Source organism: Cupriavidus sp. SK-3 (assembly GCF_000611145.1).
GTDB lineage: Bacteria > Pseudomonadota > Gammaproteobacteria > Burkholderiales > Burkholderiaceae > Cupriavidus.
This window is the reverse complement of the sequence record NZ_JFJV02000075.1, coordinates 113,128-133,832: the sequence shown is the minus strand read 5'-3', so window position 1 is coordinate 133,832 and position 20,705 is coordinate 113,128. Positions and strand designations below refer to the sequence as shown.

Annotated in this window: 18 protein-coding genes; 10 read left to right on the top strand and 8 right to left on the bottom strand. The window is 66.7% G+C overall.

Going from position 1 to position 20,705, the window contains the following annotated elements; translation table 11 throughout:
* Positions 1-29 precede the first annotated feature (29 nt).
* Positions 30-2,432 carry a heavy metal translocating P-type ATPase gene (locus tag CF70_RS08235; RefSeq protein ID WP_035862860.1) on the bottom strand — a complete coding sequence of 801 codons (2,403 nt, stop codon included), beginning with the start codon at positions 2,430-2,432 and terminating at the stop codon, positions 30-32.
* A gap of 252 nt (positions 2,433-2,684) precedes the next feature.
* Here CF70_RS08235 and czcI point away from each other — a divergent pair, with 252 nt between their 5' ends.
* The 4 genes from czcI to CF70_RS08215 all read left to right on the top strand — a co-directional run bounded on the left by czcI (position 2,685) and on the right by CF70_RS08215 (position 9,245).
* Complete coding sequence (gene czcI / locus CF70_RS08230) at positions 2,685-3,080, top strand: cation efflux protein, CzcI family (protein ID WP_035862960.1); 396 nt, start codon at positions 2,685-2,687, stop codon at positions 3,078-3,080.
* Positions 3,081-3,155: 75 nt separating this feature from the next.
* Positions 3,156-4,424 carry a TolC family protein gene (locus tag CF70_RS08225; RefSeq protein WP_035862859.1) on the top strand — a complete coding sequence of 423 codons (1,269 nt, stop codon included), beginning with the start codon at positions 3,156-3,158 and terminating at the stop codon, positions 4,422-4,424.
* A 16-nt stretch (positions 4,425-4,440) separates the two neighbouring features.
* Positions 4,441-6,027, top strand: a complete 1,587-nt coding sequence (locus CF70_RS08220) for an efflux RND transporter periplasmic adaptor subunit (RefSeq protein ID WP_035862858.1) — start codon at positions 4,441-4,443, stop codon at positions 6,025-6,027.
* A 14-nt stretch (positions 6,028-6,041) separates the two neighbouring features.
* Positions 6,042-9,245 (top strand): CusA/CzcA family heavy metal efflux RND transporter, encoded by a 3,204-nt coding sequence (locus CF70_RS08215; RefSeq protein WP_035862856.1) that lies wholly within the window; start codon positions 6,042-6,044, stop codon positions 9,243-9,245.
* 148 nt (positions 9,246-9,393) lie between these two features.
* On the opposite strand, the gene CF70_RS08210 is transcribed toward CF70_RS08215, so the two are convergent.
* Positions 9,394-10,836 carry a heavy metal sensor histidine kinase gene (locus tag CF70_RS08210; RefSeq protein ID WP_235184942.1) on the bottom strand — a complete coding sequence of 481 codons (1,443 nt, stop codon included), beginning with the start codon at positions 10,834-10,836 and terminating at the stop codon, positions 9,394-9,396.
* A gap of 25 nt (positions 10,837-10,861) precedes the next feature.
* A complete protein-coding gene (locus CF70_RS08205) occupies positions 10,862-11,536 on the bottom strand; it encodes a heavy metal response regulator transcription factor (RefSeq protein WP_035862957.1) in 675 nt (224 codons plus the stop codon).
* 177 nt (positions 11,537-11,713) lie between these two features.
* Here CF70_RS08205 and CF70_RS08200 point away from each other — a divergent pair, with 177 nt between their 5' ends.
* The 6 genes from CF70_RS08200 (at position 11,714) to CF70_RS08175 (ending at position 16,328) form a co-directional block, all read left to right on the top strand.
* Positions 11,714-12,211 (top strand): hypothetical protein, encoded by a 498-nt coding sequence (locus tag CF70_RS08200; RefSeq protein ID WP_035862955.1) that lies wholly within the window; start codon positions 11,714-11,716, stop codon positions 12,209-12,211.
* Between the two features lie 87 nt (positions 12,212-12,298).
* The gene (locus CF70_RS08195; protein WP_035862855.1) at positions 12,299-12,604 is read left to right on the top strand and encodes a hypothetical protein; all 306 of its coding nucleotides are present in this window, start codon (positions 12,299-12,301) and stop codon (positions 12,602-12,604) included.
* Positions 12,605-12,613: 9 nt separating this feature from the next.
* Positions 12,614-14,068 (top strand): TolC family protein, encoded by a 1,455-nt coding sequence (locus tag CF70_RS08190; RefSeq protein ID WP_035862854.1) that lies wholly within the window; start codon positions 12,614-12,616, stop codon positions 14,066-14,068.
* Positions 14,069-14,070: 2 nt separating this feature from the next.
* Positions 14,071-15,384 carry a multicopper oxidase family protein gene (locus CF70_RS08185; protein WP_035862954.1) on the top strand — a complete coding sequence of 438 codons (1,314 nt, stop codon included), beginning with the start codon at positions 14,071-14,073 and terminating at the stop codon, positions 15,382-15,384.
* 29 nt (positions 15,385-15,413) lie between these two features.
* Positions 15,414-15,899, top strand: coding sequence for a cupredoxin domain-containing protein (locus CF70_RS08180; RefSeq protein WP_035862853.1), 486 nt, complete (start codon positions 15,414-15,416; stop codon positions 15,897-15,899).
* A gap of 42 nt (positions 15,900-15,941) precedes the next feature.
* Positions 15,942-16,328 carry a copper-binding protein gene (locus CF70_RS08175; protein ID WP_035862851.1) on the top strand — a complete coding sequence of 129 codons (387 nt, stop codon included), beginning with the start codon at positions 15,942-15,944 and terminating at the stop codon, positions 16,326-16,328.
* Between the two features lie 43 nt (positions 16,329-16,371).
* On the opposite strand, the gene CF70_RS08170 is transcribed toward CF70_RS08175, so the two are convergent.
* The 5 genes from CF70_RS08170 to CF70_RS08150 all read right to left on the bottom strand — a co-directional run bounded on the left by CF70_RS08170 (position 16,372) and on the right by CF70_RS08150 (position 20,681).
* Positions 16,372-16,677 carry an H-NS family nucleoid-associated regulatory protein gene (locus CF70_RS08170; protein WP_035862849.1) on the bottom strand — a complete coding sequence of 102 codons (306 nt, stop codon included), beginning with the start codon at positions 16,675-16,677 and terminating at the stop codon, positions 16,372-16,374.
* 160 nt (positions 16,678-16,837) lie between these two features.
* Positions 16,838-17,236 (bottom strand): DUF350 domain-containing protein, encoded by a 399-nt coding sequence (locus CF70_RS08165; RefSeq protein WP_035862847.1) that lies wholly within the window; start codon positions 17,234-17,236, stop codon positions 16,838-16,840.
* A gap of 105 nt (positions 17,237-17,341) precedes the next feature.
* Entirely contained in the window at positions 17,342-18,085 is a 744-nt protein-coding gene (locus CF70_RS08160; protein WP_035862844.1) for a hypothetical protein, read from the bottom strand.
* 20 nt (positions 18,086-18,105) lie between these two features.
* Positions 18,106-19,278: a glutathionylspermidine synthase family protein gene (locus tag CF70_RS08155; protein WP_035862843.1), complete on the bottom strand. Its 1,173-nt coding sequence runs from the start codon at positions 19,276-19,278 to the stop codon at positions 18,106-18,108.
* Positions 19,275-20,681: a saccharopine dehydrogenase C-terminal domain-containing protein gene (locus tag CF70_RS08150; RefSeq protein WP_051648143.1), complete on the bottom strand. Its 1,407-nt coding sequence runs from the start codon at positions 20,679-20,681 to the stop codon at positions 19,275-19,277. The genes CF70_RS08155 and CF70_RS08150 overlap by 4 nt, the downstream gene beginning before the upstream one ends.
* Between the last annotated feature and the right edge of the window lie 24 nt (positions 20,682-20,705).

Below are 20,705 nucleotides of genomic sequence, written 5' to 3'. Positions count from 1 at the left end.
CGCCCCCTTCCCAGGGGGCGCGTCCGTTTTCAGGCGCGCCCCGCCTTCGCCAGGCGCAAGCCGTTGAACACCACCAGCAAGCTCGCCCCCATATCGGCGAACACCGCCATCCACATGGTGCCCATGCCCATGACCGTCAGCGCGAGGAACACCGCCTTGATGCCAAGCGCCAGGGTGATGTTCTGCTTCAATATGGTCGATGTCTGCCGCGACAGGCGGATAAACGCCGGGATCTTGCGCAGGTCGTCATCCATCAGCGCCACGTCGGCGGTCTCGATCGCCGTGTCGGTCCCGGCCGCGCCCATGGCAAAGCCGATATCGGCGCGGGCCAGCGCGGGCGCGTCGTTGACGCCGTCTCCCACCATGCCCACGACCACGCGCTTGCCGCCGGCCGCACCACCCTCGGCCCCCTTCACGCTCAGCGCCGCAATGGCATCCGCCTTGTCCTGCGGCAGCTGATTGCCGCGCGCCTCATCGATCTGTACCTGGGCAGCGATGGCCTGAGCCGTATGTGGGTTGTCGCCCGAGAGCATCAGCGTCCTGACGCCCAGCGCATGCAACTCCGCCACCGCCTGGCGGCTGCTGTCCTTGACCGTGTCCGCCACGCCGAACAGCGCCTCGACGCCGTGATCGGCGCCCAGCAGCACGACTGTCTTTCCTTGCCGCTCCAGCGCTTCCAGCGTGGCTTCCAGTTCAGGCGAGCATAGCCCGCGGTCGTGGATCAGACGATGATTGCCCAGGTAGTAGGCGCGGCCGCTCACGCTGCCGCTGACGCCGTAACCCGGCAGCGCCGCGAAATCCTGCACTTCCAGCACCGCCAGGCCCTGAGAGAGCGCGGCGTTCGCCACGGCCATGGAGACCGGATGGTCGGAGCGGGCCGCGAGGCTGGCCGCGATGACGCGCGCCCTCTCGCTGGCCGCCTCGCCGGCCGCCGCGATCTCGCCCAGTGGCTGGAAATCGGTCTGGACCGGCTTGCCGTGCGTGATGGTGCCGGTCTTGTCCAGCGCCAGCCATTTGAGATCCTTGCCCTGCTCCAGATAGACGCCGCCCTTGATCAGGATGCCGCGCCGCGCGGCTGCGGCCAGCCCGCTGACAATGGTCACCGGCGTGGAGATCACCAGCGCGCATGGGCAGGCAATCACCAGCAGCACCAGTGCCTTATAGATCCAGGCGCTCCAGTCGCCATCCTGCACCAGCGGCGGCACCACGGCCACCATCACGGCGCCGAGGAACACCAGCGGCGTGTAGATGCGGGCAAAGCGGTCGACAAAGCGCTGCGTGGGCGCGCGGCTGCCTTGCGCCGCCTCCACCGCGTGGATGATGCGCGCCAGCGTGGACCCGCTGGCCGGCGCCGTGACTTCGTACTCCAGCTCGCCTGCCTGGTTGATGGTGCCGGCAAACAGCGCATCGCCCACGGCCTTGTCCACCGGCACGCTCTCGCCGGTGATCGGTGCCTGGTCCAGCGTGGACTGGCCGCGCAGCACGCGGCCGTCGAGCGCCACACGCTCGCCGGGACGCAGCCGTACCAGCGCGCCGATGGGCACCGCGCGGGCATCCACCGGCAGCCAGTTGCCGTCCGGCTGACGCACCGTGGCCTGCTCCGGCGCCATCGCCATCAGGCCGCGCACGGCATGGCGGGCGCGATCCAGCGATGCCGCCTCGATGCGCTCGGCCAGCGCAAACAGCACCATGACCATGGCGGCCTCCGGCCATTGCCGGATCAGCATGGCGCCGGTGACGGCGATACTCATCAGCGCATTGATATTCAGGTTTCCGTTGGACAGTGCAATCCAACCCTTCTTGTAGACGCCCAGCCCGGCCATGGCCACGGCCGCCAGTGCCAACAGGGGGGCCAGCCAATCCTGGGCAGGCACTTGCAGCCATCCCACCACCTCCGCACCGAGCGCGGCCACACCGGCCAGCGCCAGCGGCCACCACGGCTTGGCGGCCTGCAGTGGCAGCTCCGCCGCCTGCTCCGACAGCGGTTCGGCCTTCATGCCGAGGCTCTCGATGGCGCGCACCACCGGATCCAGGGAATCCAGCGTATGGTGCACCGTCAGTACGCGCTGTATCAGGTTGAACTGGAGCGCCGCCACGCCCGCCATGCTGCTCAGCTTGTTTCGGATCAGGGTCTCTTCCGTGGGGCAGTCCATCGCGTCGATGCGATAGCTGGCCGCGGCGGCGCCTGCCGGGACCGAAACGGGAGCCGCGGGAGCCGCACTGGTGCAGCCGCAGCACGCCGGGCTGGCAGCTTGGGCGCGGCGATCGTGAACATGATCATGGCCATGCTTGTGGTCCTCGCCGTGGTCATGCTGGTGCACGTGCTCGTGCTTGTGCTCGTGCTTGTGCGCGTGGTCATGTGCGTGTGAATGCCCGTGATCGACACCCTTCTGGTCACGAAGCGAGGCTTGGTCTGGCGTGGCGCTAGGCATGGCGGTTTTTCCTGCTTGTTATTGCTTACCGTCCATTAAAGACCCTGGAGCGACTACAGGGTCAAGCGCATTGTGAATCATTCTCAAAGTGCAACGTCCGGCGCCTCTGCGGGGAACCTCGCTGGCGGCCCGCACTCGAACCCGGCTTGAATGCAAGCGGCTGACCCGATATGGCACCTGCCGCCGCCATTTGCGCCAGTGTTAAGCCACAGTCGCACAAGGGTCATGCTTCCTGCCTATATAATCCGCCGCATGCGACGTTTCCTGATCCTGCTTTTCGCCATCATGCTGCCGCTCCAGTTCGCCTGGGCCGGTGCGGCGGCGTATTGCCATCACGAAAGCACACCGCAGGACAACACGATCGCCGCGGCCAGCGACAACTGGCATTTCGGCCACCATAGCCACGCCCACCAGGGCAAGGTCAGCCAGCACGGCAGTACCGACAGCAAGGACGGCAAGGGCAATATCAAGCTGCCCGATCTCGACTGCGCCGTCTGCCACTTTGCCAGCGCCCAGCTGGTCCTGCCGGACCTCGGCGCGACCGCCTTGCATCACGGCGTGGCCATCAGCTACCGGGCGCTTGCCGCGTCCTACCTGTCGGCGCCCGGCGCCACCCCCGACCGCCCGCAGTGGTCTCTCGCCGTCTGACCGGCGAGACGACTCCCTTTACCTCCAGACTCTCGTCTCGCCGAACTTCCCTGGCTTTTTCCCCGGTGAAATTCGATGAGAACACTTGTGATGCCGCTCGGGCTGGCGGCAGCTTTGCTCAGCCCTGCCGCGTTCGCCCAGAACGCGGCGACCACGCCATTGCCCGCCGCCCAGGCAGCCCGGCAAATCGCGGAGCCTGCCGGCAGGCTAACGCTGGAAGATGCGCTCGCCCTCGCGGCCGGACGCAATTTCACGCTCTCGGCTGCCGGCCATGAACTTGATGCTGCCGAGGGCGGCATCATGCAGGCGCGCACCATCCCCAACCCGGAAGTCGCGGTGCTGTTCGAAGACAACCGCCGCGACACTCGCACCACAACGGCCCAGGTCAACCTGCCGCTCGAACTTGGCGGCAAGCGCTCCGCGCGGATCGATGCTGCGGGGAAAGCGCGCGAACTCGCGCAATCGCAACTGGGCGCGACCCGCACCGACCTGCGCGCCGCCGTTGTAGGCGGCTTCTTTGCGGTGGTTATCGCACAGGAGCGCGTCAAGCTTGCGCGGGGCTCGGCCGATATCGCCGCCAAGGGCGCGCTGGCCGCGGCCCGCCGCGTGGCCGCCGGCAAGATCGCGCCGCTCGAGGAAAGCAAGGCGCGCGTCGAACAGGCCAATGCCGAACTCGAAGTCGCCGACGCCGAGGCCGCCCTGGCCGCAGCGCGCCAGGCGCTGGCTGGCCTGTGGGGCAGCAGCGAAGCCCGCTTCCTTGAGGCCGCCGGCAATCTGGACACCCTCCCGGCCCGCCCCGACGGCGCCACCCTGACGCAAGCGCTGGATAGCGCGCCGGAACTGGCGAACAGCCGGCTGGAGATGGAGCGGCGGCAGGCCATCATTGGCGTGGAACGCAGCCGCCAGTATCCAGACCTGACCGTCAGCCTGGGCAGCAAGCGCGACAACAGTTCCGATCGCGGCACCATGCCTGTGCTGGGCGTGTCGCTGCCGTTGCCGCTGTTCGACCGCAACCAGGGCAATCTGTACGCCGCCATGCGCCAGGCCGACAAGGCCGCCGATGAGTACCGCGCGACACAGGTGCGGCTCGCCAATGAACTGCAGCAAGCCGCGCGGCAACTGACCGTATCCCGGACTTCGGCCGAAGCCCTCAAAGGCACCGTGCTGCCTGCCGCCCAGCAGGCCTACGAGGCCGCCACGCGAGGCTTCGAAGCCGGCAAGTTCAACTTCCTCGACGTGCTCGATGCGCAGCGCACCTGGTTCCAGGCGCGCATCCGCTATCTCGGCGTGGTCGCCACCGCCTACCAGGCTGCCACCACCATCGACCGCATTCTTGGCCGTTGAGTCAAAGGAACCCATCATGGCAATCAGCAGCAAGCAAAAAACGAGCATCGCCATCATCCTGGCCAGCGGCGCGCTGGCCGGCGCGGCATTAATCTTCACCGGCGGCGGCAACAGCGCGGCCGAAGGCGGACACGGCGCGCATACAGAGGCCGCCGCCCACAACGACGGCGAGCATCACGACGGCAAAGCCGGCGCTGCGCACGACGACGACGCCGCACATGGCGACGGCGAGCATCACGAAAGCAGCACAGGCCCCAATGGCGGACAGCTGTTCAGGCAAGGCGATACCAGCGTGGAAGTGCTGGTGGCCGAAGCCGGCGCCAGTGAAGGCGGCCCGCGCATGCGGATCTGGGTCGCGCAAGGCGGCAAGGCCGTGGCGCCGGCGGGCATCAAGGTGTCGGGGCAACTGCAGCGCCTCACCGGCGAGAAGGAACCGCTGGGTTTCCGGCCCGCCGGGTCCTACCTGCAAAGCGAAGCCACGATCGCGGAGCCGCACGCGTTCGATGCCAGCCTGAATGTGACGCTGCTGGACAGCAATGCACCCATCGCAATCAAGCTTGGCAAGGAAGAAGGCCGCGTCGAGATGACGCCCGGGCAGATCCAGGGCGCCGGGCTCACGCTGCTCGCCGCCGGACCTGCGCGTATCGAGGCCACTGTTTCCTTCCCCGGCGAGATCCGCTTCAACGAGGACCGCACCGCCCACGTGGTGCCGCGCGTAGCCGGCGTGGTGGAAAGCGTGTCGGCCAACCTTGGGCAGCAAGTGAAAAAAGGCGACTTGCTGGCGGTGCTGGCCAGCACCGCGCTGTCCGACCAGCGCAGCGAACTGCTGGCCGCGCAAAAGCGCCTGGAACTGGCCGAATCGACCTTCCAGCGCGAGAAGAAGCTCTGGGAAGACAAGATTTCCGCCGAGCAGGACTACCTGGCGGCGCGCACCGCGCTACAGGAAGCGCGCATCGCCACGCAAAACGCCACGCAGAAGCTGACCGCCATTGGCGCCAGCGGCAATGCGGGCGGCAAGTCGCTCAACCGCTTTGAGCTGCGCGCCCCCTTCGACGGCACCGTGGTGGAGAAGCACCTTGCGCTTGGCGAAGCCGTGGCGGCCGACGCCAACGTGTTCACCATCTCGGACCTGAGCACGGTATGGGCCGAATTCGTGATCGCGCCCAAGGACCTGGACCGCGTGCGCGTCGGCGAGAAGGTGAAGATCGCCTCCACCGCCTTCGACGGCAAGGCCGAGGGAACTGTCTCGTATGTCGGATCCCTGCTGGGTCAGCAAACCCGCACGGCTACAGCCCGCGTTACCCTGCCCAACCCGAAGATGGCCTGGCGTCCCGGCTTGTTCGTTACCGTGGGCGTGACCGATTCCAGCGCCGAGGTGCCGGTGGCCATCGACGCCCAGGCGCTGCAAAGCATTGGCGAACAGCAGGTGGTGTTCGTTGCCGTGCCGGGCGGCTTCCTGGCGCAACCGGTCAAGACCGGACGCAGCGACGGCAAGCTGGTCGAGATCTCGCACGGGATGCAGGCCGGCTGGAAGTACGTGGCCGGCAACAGCTTCGTGATCAAGGCCGAGCTGGGCAAGGCCGGCGCCGAGCATAGCCACTAAGCGGAGACACCATCATGTTTGAACGAATGATCCGCTTTGCCATCGAGCAGCGGTGGCTGGTGCTGCTGGCCGTATTCGCCATGGCGGCGCTCGGCATCTACAACTACAGCCGGCTGCCCATCGACGCGGTGCCCGACATCACCAACGTGCAGGTGCAGGTCAACACGTCCGCGCCAGGCTACTCGCCGCTCGAAACCGAGCAGCGCGTCACCTATCCGATCGAAACCGCCATGTCCGGGCTGCCCGGGCTGGAGCAAACCCGTTCGCTGTCGCGCTACGGCCTGTCCCAGGTAACGGTGATCTTCAAGGACGGCACCGACATCTACTTCGCGCGCCAGCTTGTCAACCAGCGCATCCAGGAAGGGGCGCAGAACCTGCCCACGGGCGTTGCGCCGCAGATGGGCCCGATCTCGACCGGGCTCGGCGAGATCTACCTGTGGACGGTGGAAGCCGAGGACGGCGCAAGGAAGGCCGACGGCACGCCGTACACCCCGACCGATCTGCGCGAGATCCAGGACTGGGTCATCAAGCCGCAACTACGCACCGTGCCGGGCGTGACAGAGATCAACTCCATTGGCGGCTTCGCCAAGGAATACCTGGTGGCGCCCAGCCCGGAACGGCTCGCTTCCTACGGCTTGAGCCTGCAGGACGTTGTGGCGGCGCTGGAGAAGAACAACGCCAACGTGGGCGCCGGCTATATCGAACGGCGCGGGGAGCAATACCTGGTACGCGCTCCGGGACAGGTCAAGTCCATCGACGATATCCGCGAGATCATCGTCGGTAGCGCACAAGGCCAGCCCATCCGCATCCGCGACCTGGCCGAGGTAGGGATCGGGCGTGAACTGCGTACCGGCGCGGCCACGGACAACGGACGCGAGGTGGTGCTGGGCACCGTCTTCATGCTGATCGGCGAGAACAGCCGTGCCGTGTCGCAAGCGGTAGACCAGCGCATGGCGGCCATCAACCGTTCCCTGCCGGCAGGTGTCAAGGCCGTCACGGTGTACGACCGCACCGTGCTGGTCGACCGCGCCATCGCCACCGTCAAGAAGAACCTGGTCGAGGGCGCGATCCTGGTGATCGTGATCCTGTTCCTGTTCCTCGGCAACCTGCGCGCCGCCATCATCACCGCGCTGGTGATCCCGCTATCCATGCTGTTTACGTTCACCGGCATGGTGACCTACAAGATCAGCGCCAACCTGATGAGCCTGGGCGCGCTGGACTTCGGCATCATCATCGACGGCGCGGTGGTGATCGTGGAGAACTGCGTGCGGCGGCTGGCACATGCCCAGCAACAGCACGGCCGCCCGCTCACCCGCAGCGAACGCTTCCACGAAGTCTTTGCCGCCGCCAGGGAGGCGCGCCGGCCGCTGATCTTCGGCCAGCTCATCATCATGATCGTCTACATCCCGATCTTTGCGCTGACCGGCGTGGAGGGCAAGATGTTCCACCCGATGGCGATGACGGTGGTGCTGGCGCTGATCGGGGCCATGATCCTGTCGGTGACCTTTGTGCCCGCGGCGGTAGCGCTGTTTATCGGCGACAAGGTGGCCGAGAAGGAAAACCGCCTGATGCTGTGGGCCAAGCGCGCCTATGCGCCGATGCTCGGCAAGACCATCGCCAACACACCGGTGGTGCTGACCCTTGCCGCCGTGGCGGTGCTGCTGAGCGGCCTGGTGGCGACGCGCCTGGGCAGCGAGTTCATCCCCAACCTGAACGAAGGCGATTTCGCCGTGCAGGCGCTGCGCATTCCCGGCACCAGCCTGACGCAATCCCTCGCGATGCAGCAACAGATCGAGACGCGCCTCAAGGAGAAATTCCCCGAGATCGAGCGCGTGTTCGCCCGCACCGGCACCGCCGAGATCGCCTCGGACCCGATGCCGCCCAATGCGTCCGACGGCTACATCATGCTCAAGCCGCGGGCAAAGTGGCCCGATCCGTCCAAGACGCGCGAGCAACTGCTGGCGGAGATGGAGGCCGAACTGGCGACCATCCCCGGCAACAAGTACGAATTCTCGCAGCCGATCCAGTTGCGGTTCAACGAACTGATCTCCGGGGTGCGCAGCGACGTGGCCGTGAAGATCTTCGGCGACGACAACGCCGTGCTGGAGGATACCGCGCAAAAAGTCGCCAACGTGCTGCAATCCATCCCCGGCGCGACCGAAGTCAAGGTCGAGCAGACCAGCGGGCTGCCGGTGCTCACGGTGGACGTGGACCGTGCCCGCGCGGCCCGCTACGGACTTAATATGACCGACGTGCAGGACACGGTGGCCATCGCCGTCGGCGGGCGCGATGCCGGCATCTTCTTCCAGGGTGACCGCCGCTTCAATATCGGCGTGCGCCTGCCGGAAGGCATCCGCGCCGATGTGGAAGCGCTGCGGCGCCTGCCGATTCCCCTGCCCAAGGGAACCACGGCAAGCGCCAGCTACATCCCGCTGGGCGAAGTGGCAACGCTCACCCTCGCCCCCGGGCCCAACCAGGTCTCGCGCGAGAACGGCAAGCGCCGCATCGTGGTCAGCGCCAATGTGCGCGGGCGTGACGTAGGCACCTTCGTGCCGGATGCCATGGCCATGCTCGATCGCCAGGTCAAGATCCCCGCCGGCTACTGGGTCACCTGGGGCGGCACCTTCGAGCAATTGCAATCCGCCACCACGCGGCTGCAAATCGTGGTGCCGGTGGCATTGCTGATGGTGTTCGTACTGCTGTTTGCCATGTTCGGCAATATGCGCGATGGCCTGCTGGTCTTTACCGGCATCCCCTTTGCGCTCACCGGCGGCATTCTGGCGCTGTGGCTGCGGGGCATTCCGCTGTCGATCTCGGCGGCGGTGGGATTTATCGCCCTGTCCGGCGTGGCGGTGCTCAACGGGCTGGTCATGCTGTCCTTCATCCGCAGCCTGCGCGAAGAAGGCAAGCCGCTGGATGAAGCCATCCACACTGGCGCGCTGACCCGGCTGCGCCCGGTATTGATGACGGCGCTGGTGGCATCGCTGGGCTTTATCCCGATGGCGATCGCCACCGGGACCGGAGCCGAAGTGCAGCGCCCGCTCGCCACGGTGGTGATCGGCGGCATCCTGTCTTCCACCGCGCTGACCTTGCTGGTGCTGCCGGTGCTCTACCGGCTGGCCCATCGGCGGGATGAGGATGAGGCTGGCCAGGTGCGCGAATCCGGCAACGAACGCCTGGCCGGTGCGGATCCGGCGCCAGCGTTGCCCAACGGCTAAGACCCGGGGAAGTTCACGCGGGCCCCTTCAAACGGGCCTGCGTGGTCGAGGTCTGATGACCCCGCCCTGGGCGCGGCCTGGCCTGTCAGGGAAGAACCGTCGACGTGGCTCCGCACAAGCGGCTCCCCTGCGCTTCGTCCCTTAACCTTCAAACCTTGGCCGGCCGCGCGCCGGTCGCCTGAGGCATCAGCGGAAACGTCAGCTCCGCCACCGTCTCGCCAGGCAGGCTGCGCAGGCTGACGCTGCCGCCATGCAGGCGCATGATGGTGTCGACGATGGCCAGCCCGAGCCCGGTGGAGGCCGCCGAATTGCTGCGCGCCGGATCTCCCCGGTAGAAGCGCCCGAATACATGCGGCAGCGCCTCCGGTGCGATCCCGCCACCGCCGTTGCCCACCCGGATCCTGGTGGCATGGACGTCCGCCACCACCCGGATGTCCACGGCGCTGCCGGCGGGGGCATGGCGCAGGGCGTTGTCGACGAGGTTGGTCACCGCGCGCCGCAGCAAGGTCTGGTCGGCATGCACGCTGCCCTGCCCCGCCAGTTGCACCTTGATATCGCGGTCCGCGGCAACGGCCTCGTAATACTCGGCCACCTTGTCCAGCTCCGCCCTCGCGTCCAGCTCGCGCACCTTCATGGCCACCTGCGCATGGTCGGCACGCGCGAGAAACAGCATGTTCTCGATCATGCGGGCCAGGCGCTCGTATTCCTCCAGGTTGGACTCCAGCAGGTTTTCGTACTCCTGCACCGGGCGGCTCTGGCCGAGCGTGACCTGGGTCTGCCCGATCAGGTTGCTGATGGGGGTGCGGAAATCATGCGCGAGGTCGGCCGAGAATTCGGAGAGCCGGCGAAAGCCATCCTCCAGGCGCGCCAGCATGTCGTTAAGCGCAGCCACCAGCGCGCGCAGTTCGGTGGGCGCCTGCCCGGCATCGAGGCGCGTGGCAAGCCGGCTCATGGTGACGGCCGAGGCGTCCTCGGCCATGCGCCTGAGCGGACGCAAGCCGCGCCTGGCCAGCAGGTAGCCCAACCCGGCCGCCACCGCCGCGCCGCACAGCGTGGCCCAGAGCATCTGGGTCTGGTATGCCTTCATCAGCGCGACGCGGTACCCTGCGTCGCGCAGCACCACGATCTCGACCGCGCGATCGGAATCGCCCAGTTGCCCAAGCGCGGAGATGCCGCGCGAAGCAACGCCGTTGCGCGGGTACCAGGTGTGCAGCCGCGATTTGTCGGGGTGCGTCTCGGCAGGCAGCACGGGCAACACCGGCACCGGTTCATGGCGCGGATTGAGGCTCACCAGCGGTGTGCCCTCGCTGCCGCGTACCAGCAGGATCAGGCCTTCATGGCCCAGCGCGAGATCGGCAAAGCGATGTGTGTCGGCCCGGATCTCCTCCTCCGAACTGACTTCGCGCAGCAGGTGGCGCACCAGCAGGACTTCGCTGACCAGTTCGCTTTCGTCGCGATCCTGCAACTGGGCGGCAAGCGCGCTCGCCAGGTAAGTGCCTACGGCCACCAGGATGGCCACAGTGGCGGCGCCATAGGCCAACGCAAGCCGTGCCGTGAGCGATGCCGGCAGGCGCAGTACGGCGCGGATCAAGAGGCGGCCCCTGACATCGCCCGGCTCACAAGGCCTCCTCTTCCAGTACGTAGCCCATGCCCCTGCGGGTGTGGATCAGCTTGCGGGGGAAGGGATCGTCCACCTTGGCGCGCAGCCGGCGGATGGAAACATCGACTACATTGGTATTGCTGTCGAAATTCATGTCCCATACGTGCGAGGCGATCAGCGAACGCGACAGCACTTCGCCGCTGCGGCGCGCCAGCAGTTGCAGCAGCGCAAACTCCTTGGAGGTCAGCTCGAGCTTCTGCCCGTCGCGGGTGACACGCCGCTTGACGGTGTCGATCTGCAGGTCCGCCACTTCGATCAGCTCGCTTTCACGCAAGGGGCCGCGCCGCAGGATGGTACGGATGCGCATGACCAGTTCGGCAAAAGCGAAGGGCTTGACCATATAGTCGTCGGCACCCAGCTCCAGGCCCTTGAGCCGGTCCGAGAGCTCGTCGCGCGCGGTCAGGAACAAGACAGGCGTATCGCGCTCGCGCCGCAGTTCCTGGAGCACCTGCCAGCCATCCATGCCCGGCAACATCACATCCAGCACGATCAGGTCGTATTCCTGGCCGCGCGCATGGGCAAGCCCGTCCACGCCGTCGCGTGCCAGGTCCACCACGAAACCGGATTCAGTCAGGCCCTTGCGCAGGTAGTCGCCTGCCTTGGGTTCGTCTTCAACAATCAATATGCGCATTTCCATTCACTCCGAGCCATCTGCCGGCCATCCGCCGGTTAGTGGTCGGCCCGGCAAGACCGACACGCTATACGAGGAAAACCCGCCGCGGCAGAAGATGACAGGTTTGTCATGTTCGCGTCACGCTTTCGCACCTTTCAGTGCAGGTACAATGACGGCTGCCATTTTCCTGCCCCGATGAAACGTCTCCTGAGCTCCTTCCTGCTATGTCTCGCCATGATCGCGCTGCCCGCACAGGGTGTCGCGGCGGCAGTCATGATGGTCTGCAGCGCGGCGCAGTCGGTGCAGGCGTCCCACGGGCTGCCGGCCGATTCGCCTGCCATGACATCGATGATGTTACGTCATGCGGCAATGAAATCGCAGGCGGAGGATGCGCTTGGCAGCCATGCCAGCGCGCATTGCCATGACGCCGTGGACCCGGCGCATGACCAGGCCGACGTGACAGACATCGCCGACCAATCCAGCCAGCAGGACCACCAGGATCATCACGCCAGCCACGGCGCCGGTGGGGCCTGCAGCGCCTGTGCCGCCTGTGCGCTCGGGGCGGTCATGCCCACGATCCTGCCTGAACTCGCCCTGGCCAGCCACGGCCATGCCGCACCGGCAGCCGCCCTGGCCGCCTACACCGGCTTCCTTCCCTCTCCCTCGTACCGCCCGCCCGCCGCACGCTGCTGACACCCGAGGTGCGCCCAGCGCACGCTCATCCCCCGTTCGTTTTGCCCCGCGCCGCTAACCGCGCCCCCCACGAACACTGAGGTTGTCATGCATTTCGTCCGCATTTTCGCGGCGGCTTGCCTGCTGCTCGGGCCGGCCTTGTCGTCGGCCCAGTCCAGCGCACCTGCCGCCAATCCGCTCGACCCCGGCGCATCCGTGCCGCCCTTGCCGGCACTGAACGTGCTCGCCGGCTACGTGCCGTTCCAGGCCCAGGCGATCGCCCCATGGCGGGAGTCCAATGCCCAGGTCACGCCCCCTGCAAGCAAGGACACGCCAAGCGCCGGCGCGCCGATGCCCGCCGGCAAGCCTGCCACGCCTGTCCAGGCGGGCGCCAGCCACGGCCATCGCCACTAAGGACGCCGCATGTCTCTCCGATTGCCATTCCGGCCCGGGCTGGCGGCAGCGGCTTGCGCCCTGCTGCTGGCCGGCTGCGCTGGATTTTCTCCTGATGGCGGCTTTGGCACCGCGGCCACCGCCGCGCGCGAACGCCTTGGCAAGGACGCCCTCTGGGTGCGCTCCGATGAGGATCGCGCCGCCGTCTTCGAGCGTACCCAGGCCTTGCTGGCGCAGCCGCTCGATGCCGACAGCGCGGTACAGATCGCACTGCTCAACAACGCCGGCTTGCAGGCGGCCTTTGCCGAACTCGGTATATCCGAGGCCGAATACGTGCAGGCCACGCGCCTGCCCAACCCTGGTTTTTCCTTCAGCCGCAAGCGCCAGGGCGACGACCTGAAGATCGACCGCGCCATCTCGGTCGGCCTGATGAACCTGCTGGTGCTGCCGCTGGCGGCCCGCATCGAGCAGGACCGCTTTGCCCAAACCCGGCTTGCCGTGGCCGACACCTTGCTGCGGCAAGCGCTGGAGACGCGCAAGGCCTTCGTCAATGCGGTCGCCGCGGAACAATCGGCACGCTATGCCGAGCAGGTGAAGAATGCCGCCGAGACGGGCGCGCTGTTCGCTCGCGACCTCGCGCGGGCGGGTAACGTCAGCGCGCTCGATCACGCGCGCGAGCAAGCCTTCTATGCCGACGCAGCCACCCAACTCGCGCGTGCACGCCAGCAAGCCCTGGCGGCGCGCGAACAACTGACGCGCCGCCTCGGCCTGTGGGGTACCGGCGCGCAATACCGGCTCCCCGAGCGCTTGCCGGACCTGCCGAAAGCCAGGCCCGCACTGGCCGACCTGGAGGGCTATGCCATTGCCAGCCGGCTTGACCTGCAAGCCGGCCGGTTGCAGCTGGACAGCCTGGCACGCTCGCTTGGCCTGACCAGGGCGACGCGCTTTATCAGCGTGCTCGACGTGAGCTACCTGAGCAACTCGGAGACCGCCAAGCCGCGCGAAACGGGTTACAGCATCGATATCGAGATCCCGCTGTTCGACTGGGGCGGCGCCCGCGTGGCCCGCGCCGAAGCGGTCTATATGCAAGCCGCCAGCCGGCTGGCGGAGAGCGCCATCAATGCCCGCTCGGAAGTCCGCGAGAGCTATGCCGGCTACCAGGCGCGCTATGACATCGCGCGGCACTACCGCGACGAAGTGGTGCCGCTGCGCAAGCGCATCTCCGACGAGGGCTTGCTGCGCTACAACGGCATGCTGGTCAGCGTATTCGAACTGCTGGCCGATGCACGCGAGCAGGTGGGCGCGGTGAATGGCTATCTCGACGCGCTGCGCGAGTACTGGGTGGCCGAAACCGAACTCCAGGGCGCGCTCGGCGGACGGCTGCCGGAAGCTGGCGCCTGGCCGCCGCCCGCATCGCCCTCTTCCTCCAATGCGCCCCCGGCCCCCGCAAGCCCGGCATTTCCGGCCTCGCCCAAAGGACAATGACCATGGTTACCCGTAGACAATTCCTGCATGGCTCCGGCGCCACGATGCTCGGCGCGGCGCTGGTGACGCGTGCCGGCGCCGCGGTGCTGCCCGAAGCCGCGCTGCAAGCCAGCGCCGCCACCCAGCCGCCGCTGGCGCCCGCCACCGGCCGTCCGTACAACCCGGTGGTCACGCTCAATGGCTGGACCCTGCCGTGGCGGATGCGCCAAGGCTGGAAAGAGTTCCACCTGGTAGCGGAACCCGTCGAGCGCGAATTCGCGCCCGGCATGAAAGCCCACCTGTGGGGCTACAACGGCCAGAGCCCCGGCCCCACCATCGAGTGCGTCGAAGGCGACAAAGTGCGCATCTTCGTCACCAACAAGCTGCCTGAACACACGACCGTGCATTGGCACGGAATCATCCTGCCCGCCGGCATGGACGGCGTGGGCGGCTTGTCTCAGCCGCATATCCCACCCGGCAAGACCTTTGTCTACGAGTTCGAGATGAAGCACGCCGGCACCTTCATGTACCACCCGCATTCGGATGAAATGGTGCAGATGGCGATGGGCATGATGGGCTTCCTGGTGGTGCACCCGAAGGATCCCGCGCAGATGCGGGTCGACCGGGACTTCGTCTTCCTGATCTCGGCCTACGACATCGATCCCGGATCCTATACACCGCGCGTGGCCGAGATGACGGACTTCAATATGTGGACCTGGAACAGCCGCGTGTTCCCCGGCATCGACAGCCTGCCGGTGCGCCTGGGCGATCGCGTGCGCATCCGCTTTGGCAATCTCACCATGACCAACCACCCGATCCACCTGCACGGGCACCGCTTCGAGGTGAGCGGCACCGACGGCGGCTGGGTACCACCGTCCGCGCGCTGGCCGGAAGTCACCACCGACGTAGCGGTGGGGCAGATGCGCGCGATCGAGTTCGTCGCCGACAACCCGGGCGACTGGGCATTCCACTGCCACAAGTCGCACCACACCATGAACGCCATGGGCCACCAGATGCCGACCATGATCGGCGTCAAGCAAAAGGACCTGGCCAAGCGCATGAATGCGCTGGTGCCCGACTACATGGCGATGGGCGAGGCCGGCATGGCGGATATGGGCGGCATGGAAATGCCGCTGCCCGACAACACGCTGCCGATGATGACCGGGCAGGGACCATTCGGGCCGATCGAGATGGGCGGCATGTTCAGCGTGCTCAAGGTGCGCGCCGGCCTTGGCCGCAACGACTACCGGGACCCCGGCTGGTACCGCCACCCGAAAGGCACGGTTGCCTTCGAGTACGCCGGCACGCCCGGCGCAAGCCATTCATCGCACCAATGAGCATGTCAACCCGATCAAGGAAAGAAAAGATGCGCAAAATGCAATCCCGTGCCGCGGCCGCCGCCAGCGCCCTGTCCATCGCACTTGTGTGCGCCAGCGCCCTCGCCGCGGGCAACCACGGCAGCCATCATGGCGATGGCCCCAGCGCCATCGGCGAGCCTGGCGATGCAGCCAGCGTGAACCGCACCATCAAGGTCGACATGACCGACAACATGCGCTTCAGCCCGTCGGACATCACCGTGCAGGCCGGCGAAACGATCCGCTTCGTCGTCCGCAACGCCGGCAAGCTACGGCACGAGATGGTGCTCGGCAGCGAGGCCGACCTGCAAGCCCACTATGCCGACATGCTGAAAATGCCCGGGATGGAACACGCCGACCCCAATGCCGTCACGCTGGAAGCCGGACAGAGCGGAGAAATGCTGTGGCGTTTCACGCGCGGCGGCCGCGTCGCCTTTGGCTGCCTGCTGCCCGGCCACTATGACGCCGGCATGCGGGGACAGGTCAGCGTGCGCTAAAGATCGATGTATCGAATACCAGGCAATCAGGAAGGCATCCCCATGAAAATCCGCAAGATCCTGCTCGCGCTGCTGCCCCTGCTGGCGGCCGCCACCATCCTGCCGGCCCGCGCCGCCACCGATACTGGCAATACTGCCAACCCCGCGGACACCGGGAATGCTCCCGGGGCTCCCGGCGCGGTCCAGGCGGAGGCTGCGCCCATGACCGATGGCGAAATCCGCAAGGTGGATGCCGCTGCCGGCAAGCTCACCATCCGGCATGGCCCTATCGCCAACCTGGATATGGGTGCCATGACCATGATCTTCCGCGTGCAAGACCCCGCCCTGCTGGGGCAGGTCAAGGAAGGCGACCGGGTGAAGTTCATCGTGGCCCGCGCCAACGGCGTGCTGACGATAACCACGCTTGTGGTGCAGCCGCCGGCGCAGTGAGGCGCACCTGGCAGGCTGAAGCCAGGGCGCTGCCCGGAGGGCGTTAGCCGACGCGGAAAAAGTCGATCGTCTGTCCGGCATTGACCGCGCGCTGCAGCCATTCCGGACGCTCGCCGGTTCCGTCCCAGCTCTGCCCCATGGCATTGCGGTAGAGCGGCCGTGCGGGAATTTCCGCCCCTGTTGCCGGCGCGGGAGCGGCAACTGTTGTCGCCGGTGTCACTTGGGCAGGCGCCGGGGGTGCAGCAAAACAGCCCGCTTCAAGTAAATCGTCGAGCGTGAGGCCGTGGCGGTCCATCTGCTCACGGACCCACGTCGCCGCGGCTATTTTGGCTTCATCAGACTCTGACATGACTTTCGTAATTGACTTTGCCGGCGGCGGATGGCCGGCAAAGCGGAGGAAGGGGGATAATCAGGCGGGTCAAGCCACCAGTGAGGAGCGATTTTACAGGGTCTTGCGCCCATGCTGGCTCAGACATTTCCCAAGCGATATCCCTATTGCGGCCAGGCTCTTATGCCAGGCAAGCTGCATTGACGATGCCTGCGGACAGCGACACGACGCCCATCAATGCGCCCATGCCGCGGTTATCCGCGGTAATTTGTTCGCTGACGCCGTGCAGCGCCCGCGCCACAAGCACATAAGCCAGCACCTGCACCACGAAGGCACCGAACCCCCAAAGCACAAACATCGAGAAGGCGGTATTGTGCTGGATGCTGGCCGACAACGTCAGAGAAAACCCTAATACCGCACCGCCCAACGATAAGGCTGCCGCCACATTGCCCTGGCGGATCAACTCGAACTCTCGGTGCGGCGTAATGCGCGTATACACCAGCAGGAACAATCCCAGCATGGCGAAACTGGCGAGAATATAAATCAGGTAGGCGTAAACCGGCTGCAGCGGGAATGTCATCTGGACTCCTGGTTATTTCGGACCGGCCGCCTGGGTCGGACGCGGCAGGCCGGATAGGTCAATTCGTGTAGCTAGGCAAGAAACTGAATCGCGCGGTGCGCCACCTCAACCGCCACCTGAGCGGCCGGACCCGCCAAAGCGGCTGGTAAAGCCGCCGCGCGAGGATACCGGCGCGCGGCTGACGGCGGCCGATCGCATCGAGATGCCGCCGGCCACACCGCGTCCGAGGCTGCTCCGGCGCAGCGTGGCCTCCTCCACCATCGTCGCATGCGGCGTGCCGGTCGCCTCGGCGACGCGGGAGAGATTACCGCTACCGTCATACACGCCCATCGGACGCGCGGCGCCGCCCGACATATCGCGCCGGGTCTGTGTGCCGTCGGGATGGTAGACCGTACCCGACTGGGTGTAGTACGGCCCGTACCAGCGGGCCACGGTGCCGCCATGATACCCACCATAATAGCCACCGCCATGGCCGCCGCCGCTGCTCCCACTGCCACCGCCGGCGTTGCTGCCGGCTGTATCCGCAAGGCTGGAGGCGTAGATGTCGTCGAGCGGCACGCTCTCGCAATCCTCGGGTGCGTTCCAGTCGGTTTCGCAGTCGGCCTGCGATGCGTAGCTGGCGCGCCGCACTGTCACGGCTTCATCGTCGCCGTCGTCGCTGCATGAGCCGATGGCCGCCACGCCGGCGGCCAGCGCGCAGGCGCCGATCAGCCACAGGGCCGGCGAGCGGGATTTGCGCTGGTCACGGGGGACGGACCACGCCGACTGGCTGGAGCCGCTTGCCCGCCGCTGGTACGGGCTGCCGTATTTTGACGGCTGGCCGCCCTTCTTGCCTTTCTTCCTGGCCATCGCTCTGTCTTTCTCCGGGCTTACGATTGCTGAAAATAATGCGGGACGAAGAAGCTGGTGTTCTTCGCGATCGGACCCAGTTCCTCGCGCACGCACAGGCCGGCGGGCACGTCATCCACAAGCCATACGCCGAGCGTGGTGTAACGTTCGTCAAAGCGCTGCGCGGGCGCGTAGGCCTGGTAGATGAAGCCTTCCTCGCCGTACTCGCCGGGATTCTCGAAGCGGCCCTGCGGCGTCACCAGCGACACGCTTTCGCCCTCACGCGACAGGAAGGGCTTCCTCGCGTATGAGCGCCCGGCAAAGGTGCCTTCGCTGAACGAAGCCTCCAGCAAATTGGGATGGCCGGGGAACAAGTCCCACAGGATCGGCAGGATGGCCTTGTTGGACAGCACTGCCTTCCATGGCGGCTCGACCCAGCGCACCGCGCTGCCCGCCAGTTCGGCACGGTAATCGGAAGTGGCCATCCATTCCCACGGATAAAGCTTGAACACCAGTTCCATCGGCCGGTCGTCGCCGTCGAAGAACCCGCCGCGTCCATCGGAGCCAACCTCCGCCAGTTCGGTCATCTTGACCGACCAGCCCGCCTGCAGCGCCGTATCCATCAGGTACTCCACATTGCAGACATCTTCCTGGCTGTCATACATGCAGGCGAAGTGCAATACCGTGGCGTCGCGGTAATGGCGGCGCAGCCATTGCCAGCGCGACACCAGCGCTTCGTGCAGGCTGTTGAACTGGTCGGCATCCGGCCGCACCGCCTCCTTCCAGAACCACTGCGCCAGGCTCGACTCGATCAGCGAGGTGGGCGTATCGGCGTTGAACTCGTACATCTTGGGCACGCCAAGCGCATCCATGGTCATGTCGAAGCGGCCAAACAGCGTCGGCTCGTCGCGATCCCAGGAGGTGCGGATCAGCTCTGCGAAATCCGGGGCAATGGCGAGCCGCGCAAACAGGTCGTGGTCGATTACGTGCTGCACGGCCTCCAGGCAGCGCTGGTTCAGGTCCAGCGCCGCGGCATACAGCGCCTCGATCTCCTGCGCCTCAAACTCATAGGCAACATCCTCGCGCCAGTAGAAGAAGGTATTGCGGTCTACCTGGCGCGGCAGGTTCTGTTCATCGAGCGAGTGGAAATGAAAGCCGATGCGCTCAAGCTGCTGCGGCCAGTCGGCGCGCGGGGTCTGTGGAACACGTTTCATGGCAAGGCAATTTCCGCGGCCAGGGGCGTGGGCGCGGCAAGGAGGAATTCGTCGAAGGCCAGCGTGCGGCGGCCCGGCACGGGCGTCCAGTCGGTAAAGCGGGTAACCAGCGGCGCCCACCACCCGGCGGCATGCGCGAGCACCGCCTCATGATCCATGGCATCGGACTCGGTGACGCCACGCGCCGGATTGGCCTGCGCCCAGCGCATCGCGGCGACGATGCTGGAAGCCACCTGCAGGCTGGTGGCGGAGTTGTGCGGCGCCAGTGCGCGGGCCCGCTGTATGTCGAGCTGCGAACCGTGCCACACCGCGCCGTAACGTCCGCTCATCAGCAGCACGCCGAGTTCGTCCACGCCATCCGTGATCTCTGCCTTGAGGATACGGTGGCTGGCAATGCGGCCTGCGTCGCGCTCGCCCAGCCACTGCATCGAAGCCAGCGTAGCCTGGGTGGGCCGATAGGCGTAGTAGGCGGTGGGCCGGTACGGCGGCTGCCCATGCGCGGTACAACTGAGGTACTCGGCAATCGAGATCGACTCGTTATGCGTGATCAGGCAGGCATCGAACGGCCCATGCAGCGCGGACCAGGAACGCACGCGCGTGCGATGGCCGGGCCGGTCCAGCACGATGGCCGCGCCGCTGCCGTAGCTGTGGCGCCTGCCCTCCGGGGGCAGCGCGGGCTCATGGCTGCCCCACCCGAGTTCGGCGTCCTGCAGGCATTCGGTGATGAAGCCGTCGGCCGACCAGGTGTTGGCGAACTCGCCGTGCGCCGGATAGCCCGGCGCGGACTGGCTGTCGTACTCGGCCACCTGGATCACGCGCACATCGAGCCGGCGCGCGAGCCCGGCCCAGCCGGCCCGATCCGCTGGCTGCGCGTCGGGCAAACCGGGGATGCCTGCGTGCCGCGCCAGTTTCAGCAAGGCGGCCTTGACCAGCAGGGAGACCAGGCCGGGGTTGGCGCCGTGCGCGACCAGCGCGGTGGACATCCGCTCGCGGCCGTGGGCAAACGCCAGCATTTCGCTGCGCAAGGCGTAATTGCTGAGCGGCGAAGCATCCGCACCGTCCTCGTAGTCCCAGGGCTCGATGCCGCTATCGAGGTAAAGCGACTGGTGTGCCTGCGCGAGCGCGATCAGATCGCGGCTGCATACTGCAGGCGCCAGGTTGAGCAGGAAGGTTTGCGGCCCGAGCAACGGGCCCAGCAGCCGGGTGTGGCTCCCGGGTGTGACGGTGGCATGCACTGGCGCCGCGCGGTATTGCGAGGCGAGTGACAGCCGCTGCGCGTCCATCGCCCGGTCCACCACCGTGACGGCGGCCTCCGGGTAGGCATGGGCCAGCAATGGCAGGATGGCCTGGCCGATGCAGCCGAACCCGACAATAACGATTTGCTCGATGCGCTTGCTTGACATGATGATATGGCTGCCGGCCGGGCC

What these genes read in the sequence shown, in the direction of transcription:
- CF70_RS08215 (WP_035862856.1), top strand. Translation starts at nt 6,042, where the DNA reads ATGTTTGAACGAATGATCCGCTTTGCCATCGAGCAGCGGTGGCTGGTG.
- CF70_RS08190 (WP_035862854.1), top strand. Translation starts at nt 12,614, where the DNA reads ATGTCTCTCCGATTGCCATTCCGGCCCGGGCTGGCGGCAGCGGCTTGC.
- CF70_RS08220 (WP_035862858.1), top strand. Translation starts at nt 4,441, where the DNA reads ATGGCAATCAGCAGCAAGCAAAAAACGAGCATCGCCATCATCCTGGCC.
- CF70_RS08205 (WP_035862957.1), bottom strand. Translation starts at nt 11,536, where the DNA reads ATGCGCATATTGATTGTTGAAGACGAACCCAAGGCAGGCGACTACCTG.
- CF70_RS08200 (WP_035862955.1), top strand. Translation starts at nt 11,714, where the DNA reads ATGAAACGTCTCCTGAGCTCCTTCCTGCTATGTCTCGCCATGATCGCG.
- CF70_RS08180 (WP_035862853.1), top strand. Translation starts at nt 15,414, where the DNA reads ATGCGCAAAATGCAATCCCGTGCCGCGGCCGCCGCCAGCGCCCTGTCC.
- CF70_RS08185 (WP_035862954.1), top strand. Translation starts at nt 14,071, where the DNA reads ATGGTTACCCGTAGACAATTCCTGCATGGCTCCGGCGCCACGATGCTC.
- CF70_RS08170 (WP_035862849.1), bottom strand. Translation starts at nt 16,677, where the DNA reads ATGTCAGAGTCTGATGAAGCCAAAATAGCCGCGGCGACGTGGGTCCGT.
- CF70_RS08160 (WP_035862844.1), bottom strand. Translation starts at nt 18,085, where the DNA reads ATGGCCAGGAAGAAAGGCAAGAAGGGCGGCCAGCCGTCAAAATACGGC.
- CF70_RS08150 (WP_051648143.1), bottom strand. Translation starts at nt 20,681, where the DNA reads ATGTCAAGCAAGCGCATCGAGCAAATCGTTATTGTCGGGTTCGGCTGC.
- CF70_RS08235 (WP_035862860.1), bottom strand. Translation starts at nt 2,432, where the DNA reads ATGCCTAGCGCCACGCCAGACCAAGCCTCGCTTCGTGACCAGAAGGGT.
- CF70_RS08165 (WP_035862847.1), bottom strand. Translation starts at nt 17,236, where the DNA reads ATGACATTCCCGCTGCAGCCGGTTTACGCCTACCTGATTTATATTCTC.
- CF70_RS08195 (WP_035862855.1), top strand. Translation starts at nt 12,299, where the DNA reads ATGCATTTCGTCCGCATTTTCGCGGCGGCTTGCCTGCTGCTCGGGCCG.
- CF70_RS08155 (WP_035862843.1), bottom strand. Translation starts at nt 19,278, where the DNA reads ATGAAACGTGTTCCACAGACCCCGCGCGCCGACTGGCCGCAGCAGCTT.
- czcI (WP_035862960.1), top strand. Translation starts at nt 2,685, where the DNA reads ATGCGACGTTTCCTGATCCTGCTTTTCGCCATCATGCTGCCGCTCCAG.
- CF70_RS08175 (WP_035862851.1), top strand. Translation starts at nt 15,942, where the DNA reads ATGAAAATCCGCAAGATCCTGCTCGCGCTGCTGCCCCTGCTGGCGGCC.
- CF70_RS08225 (WP_035862859.1), top strand. Translation starts at nt 3,156, where the DNA reads ATGAGAACACTTGTGATGCCGCTCGGGCTGGCGGCAGCTTTGCTCAGC.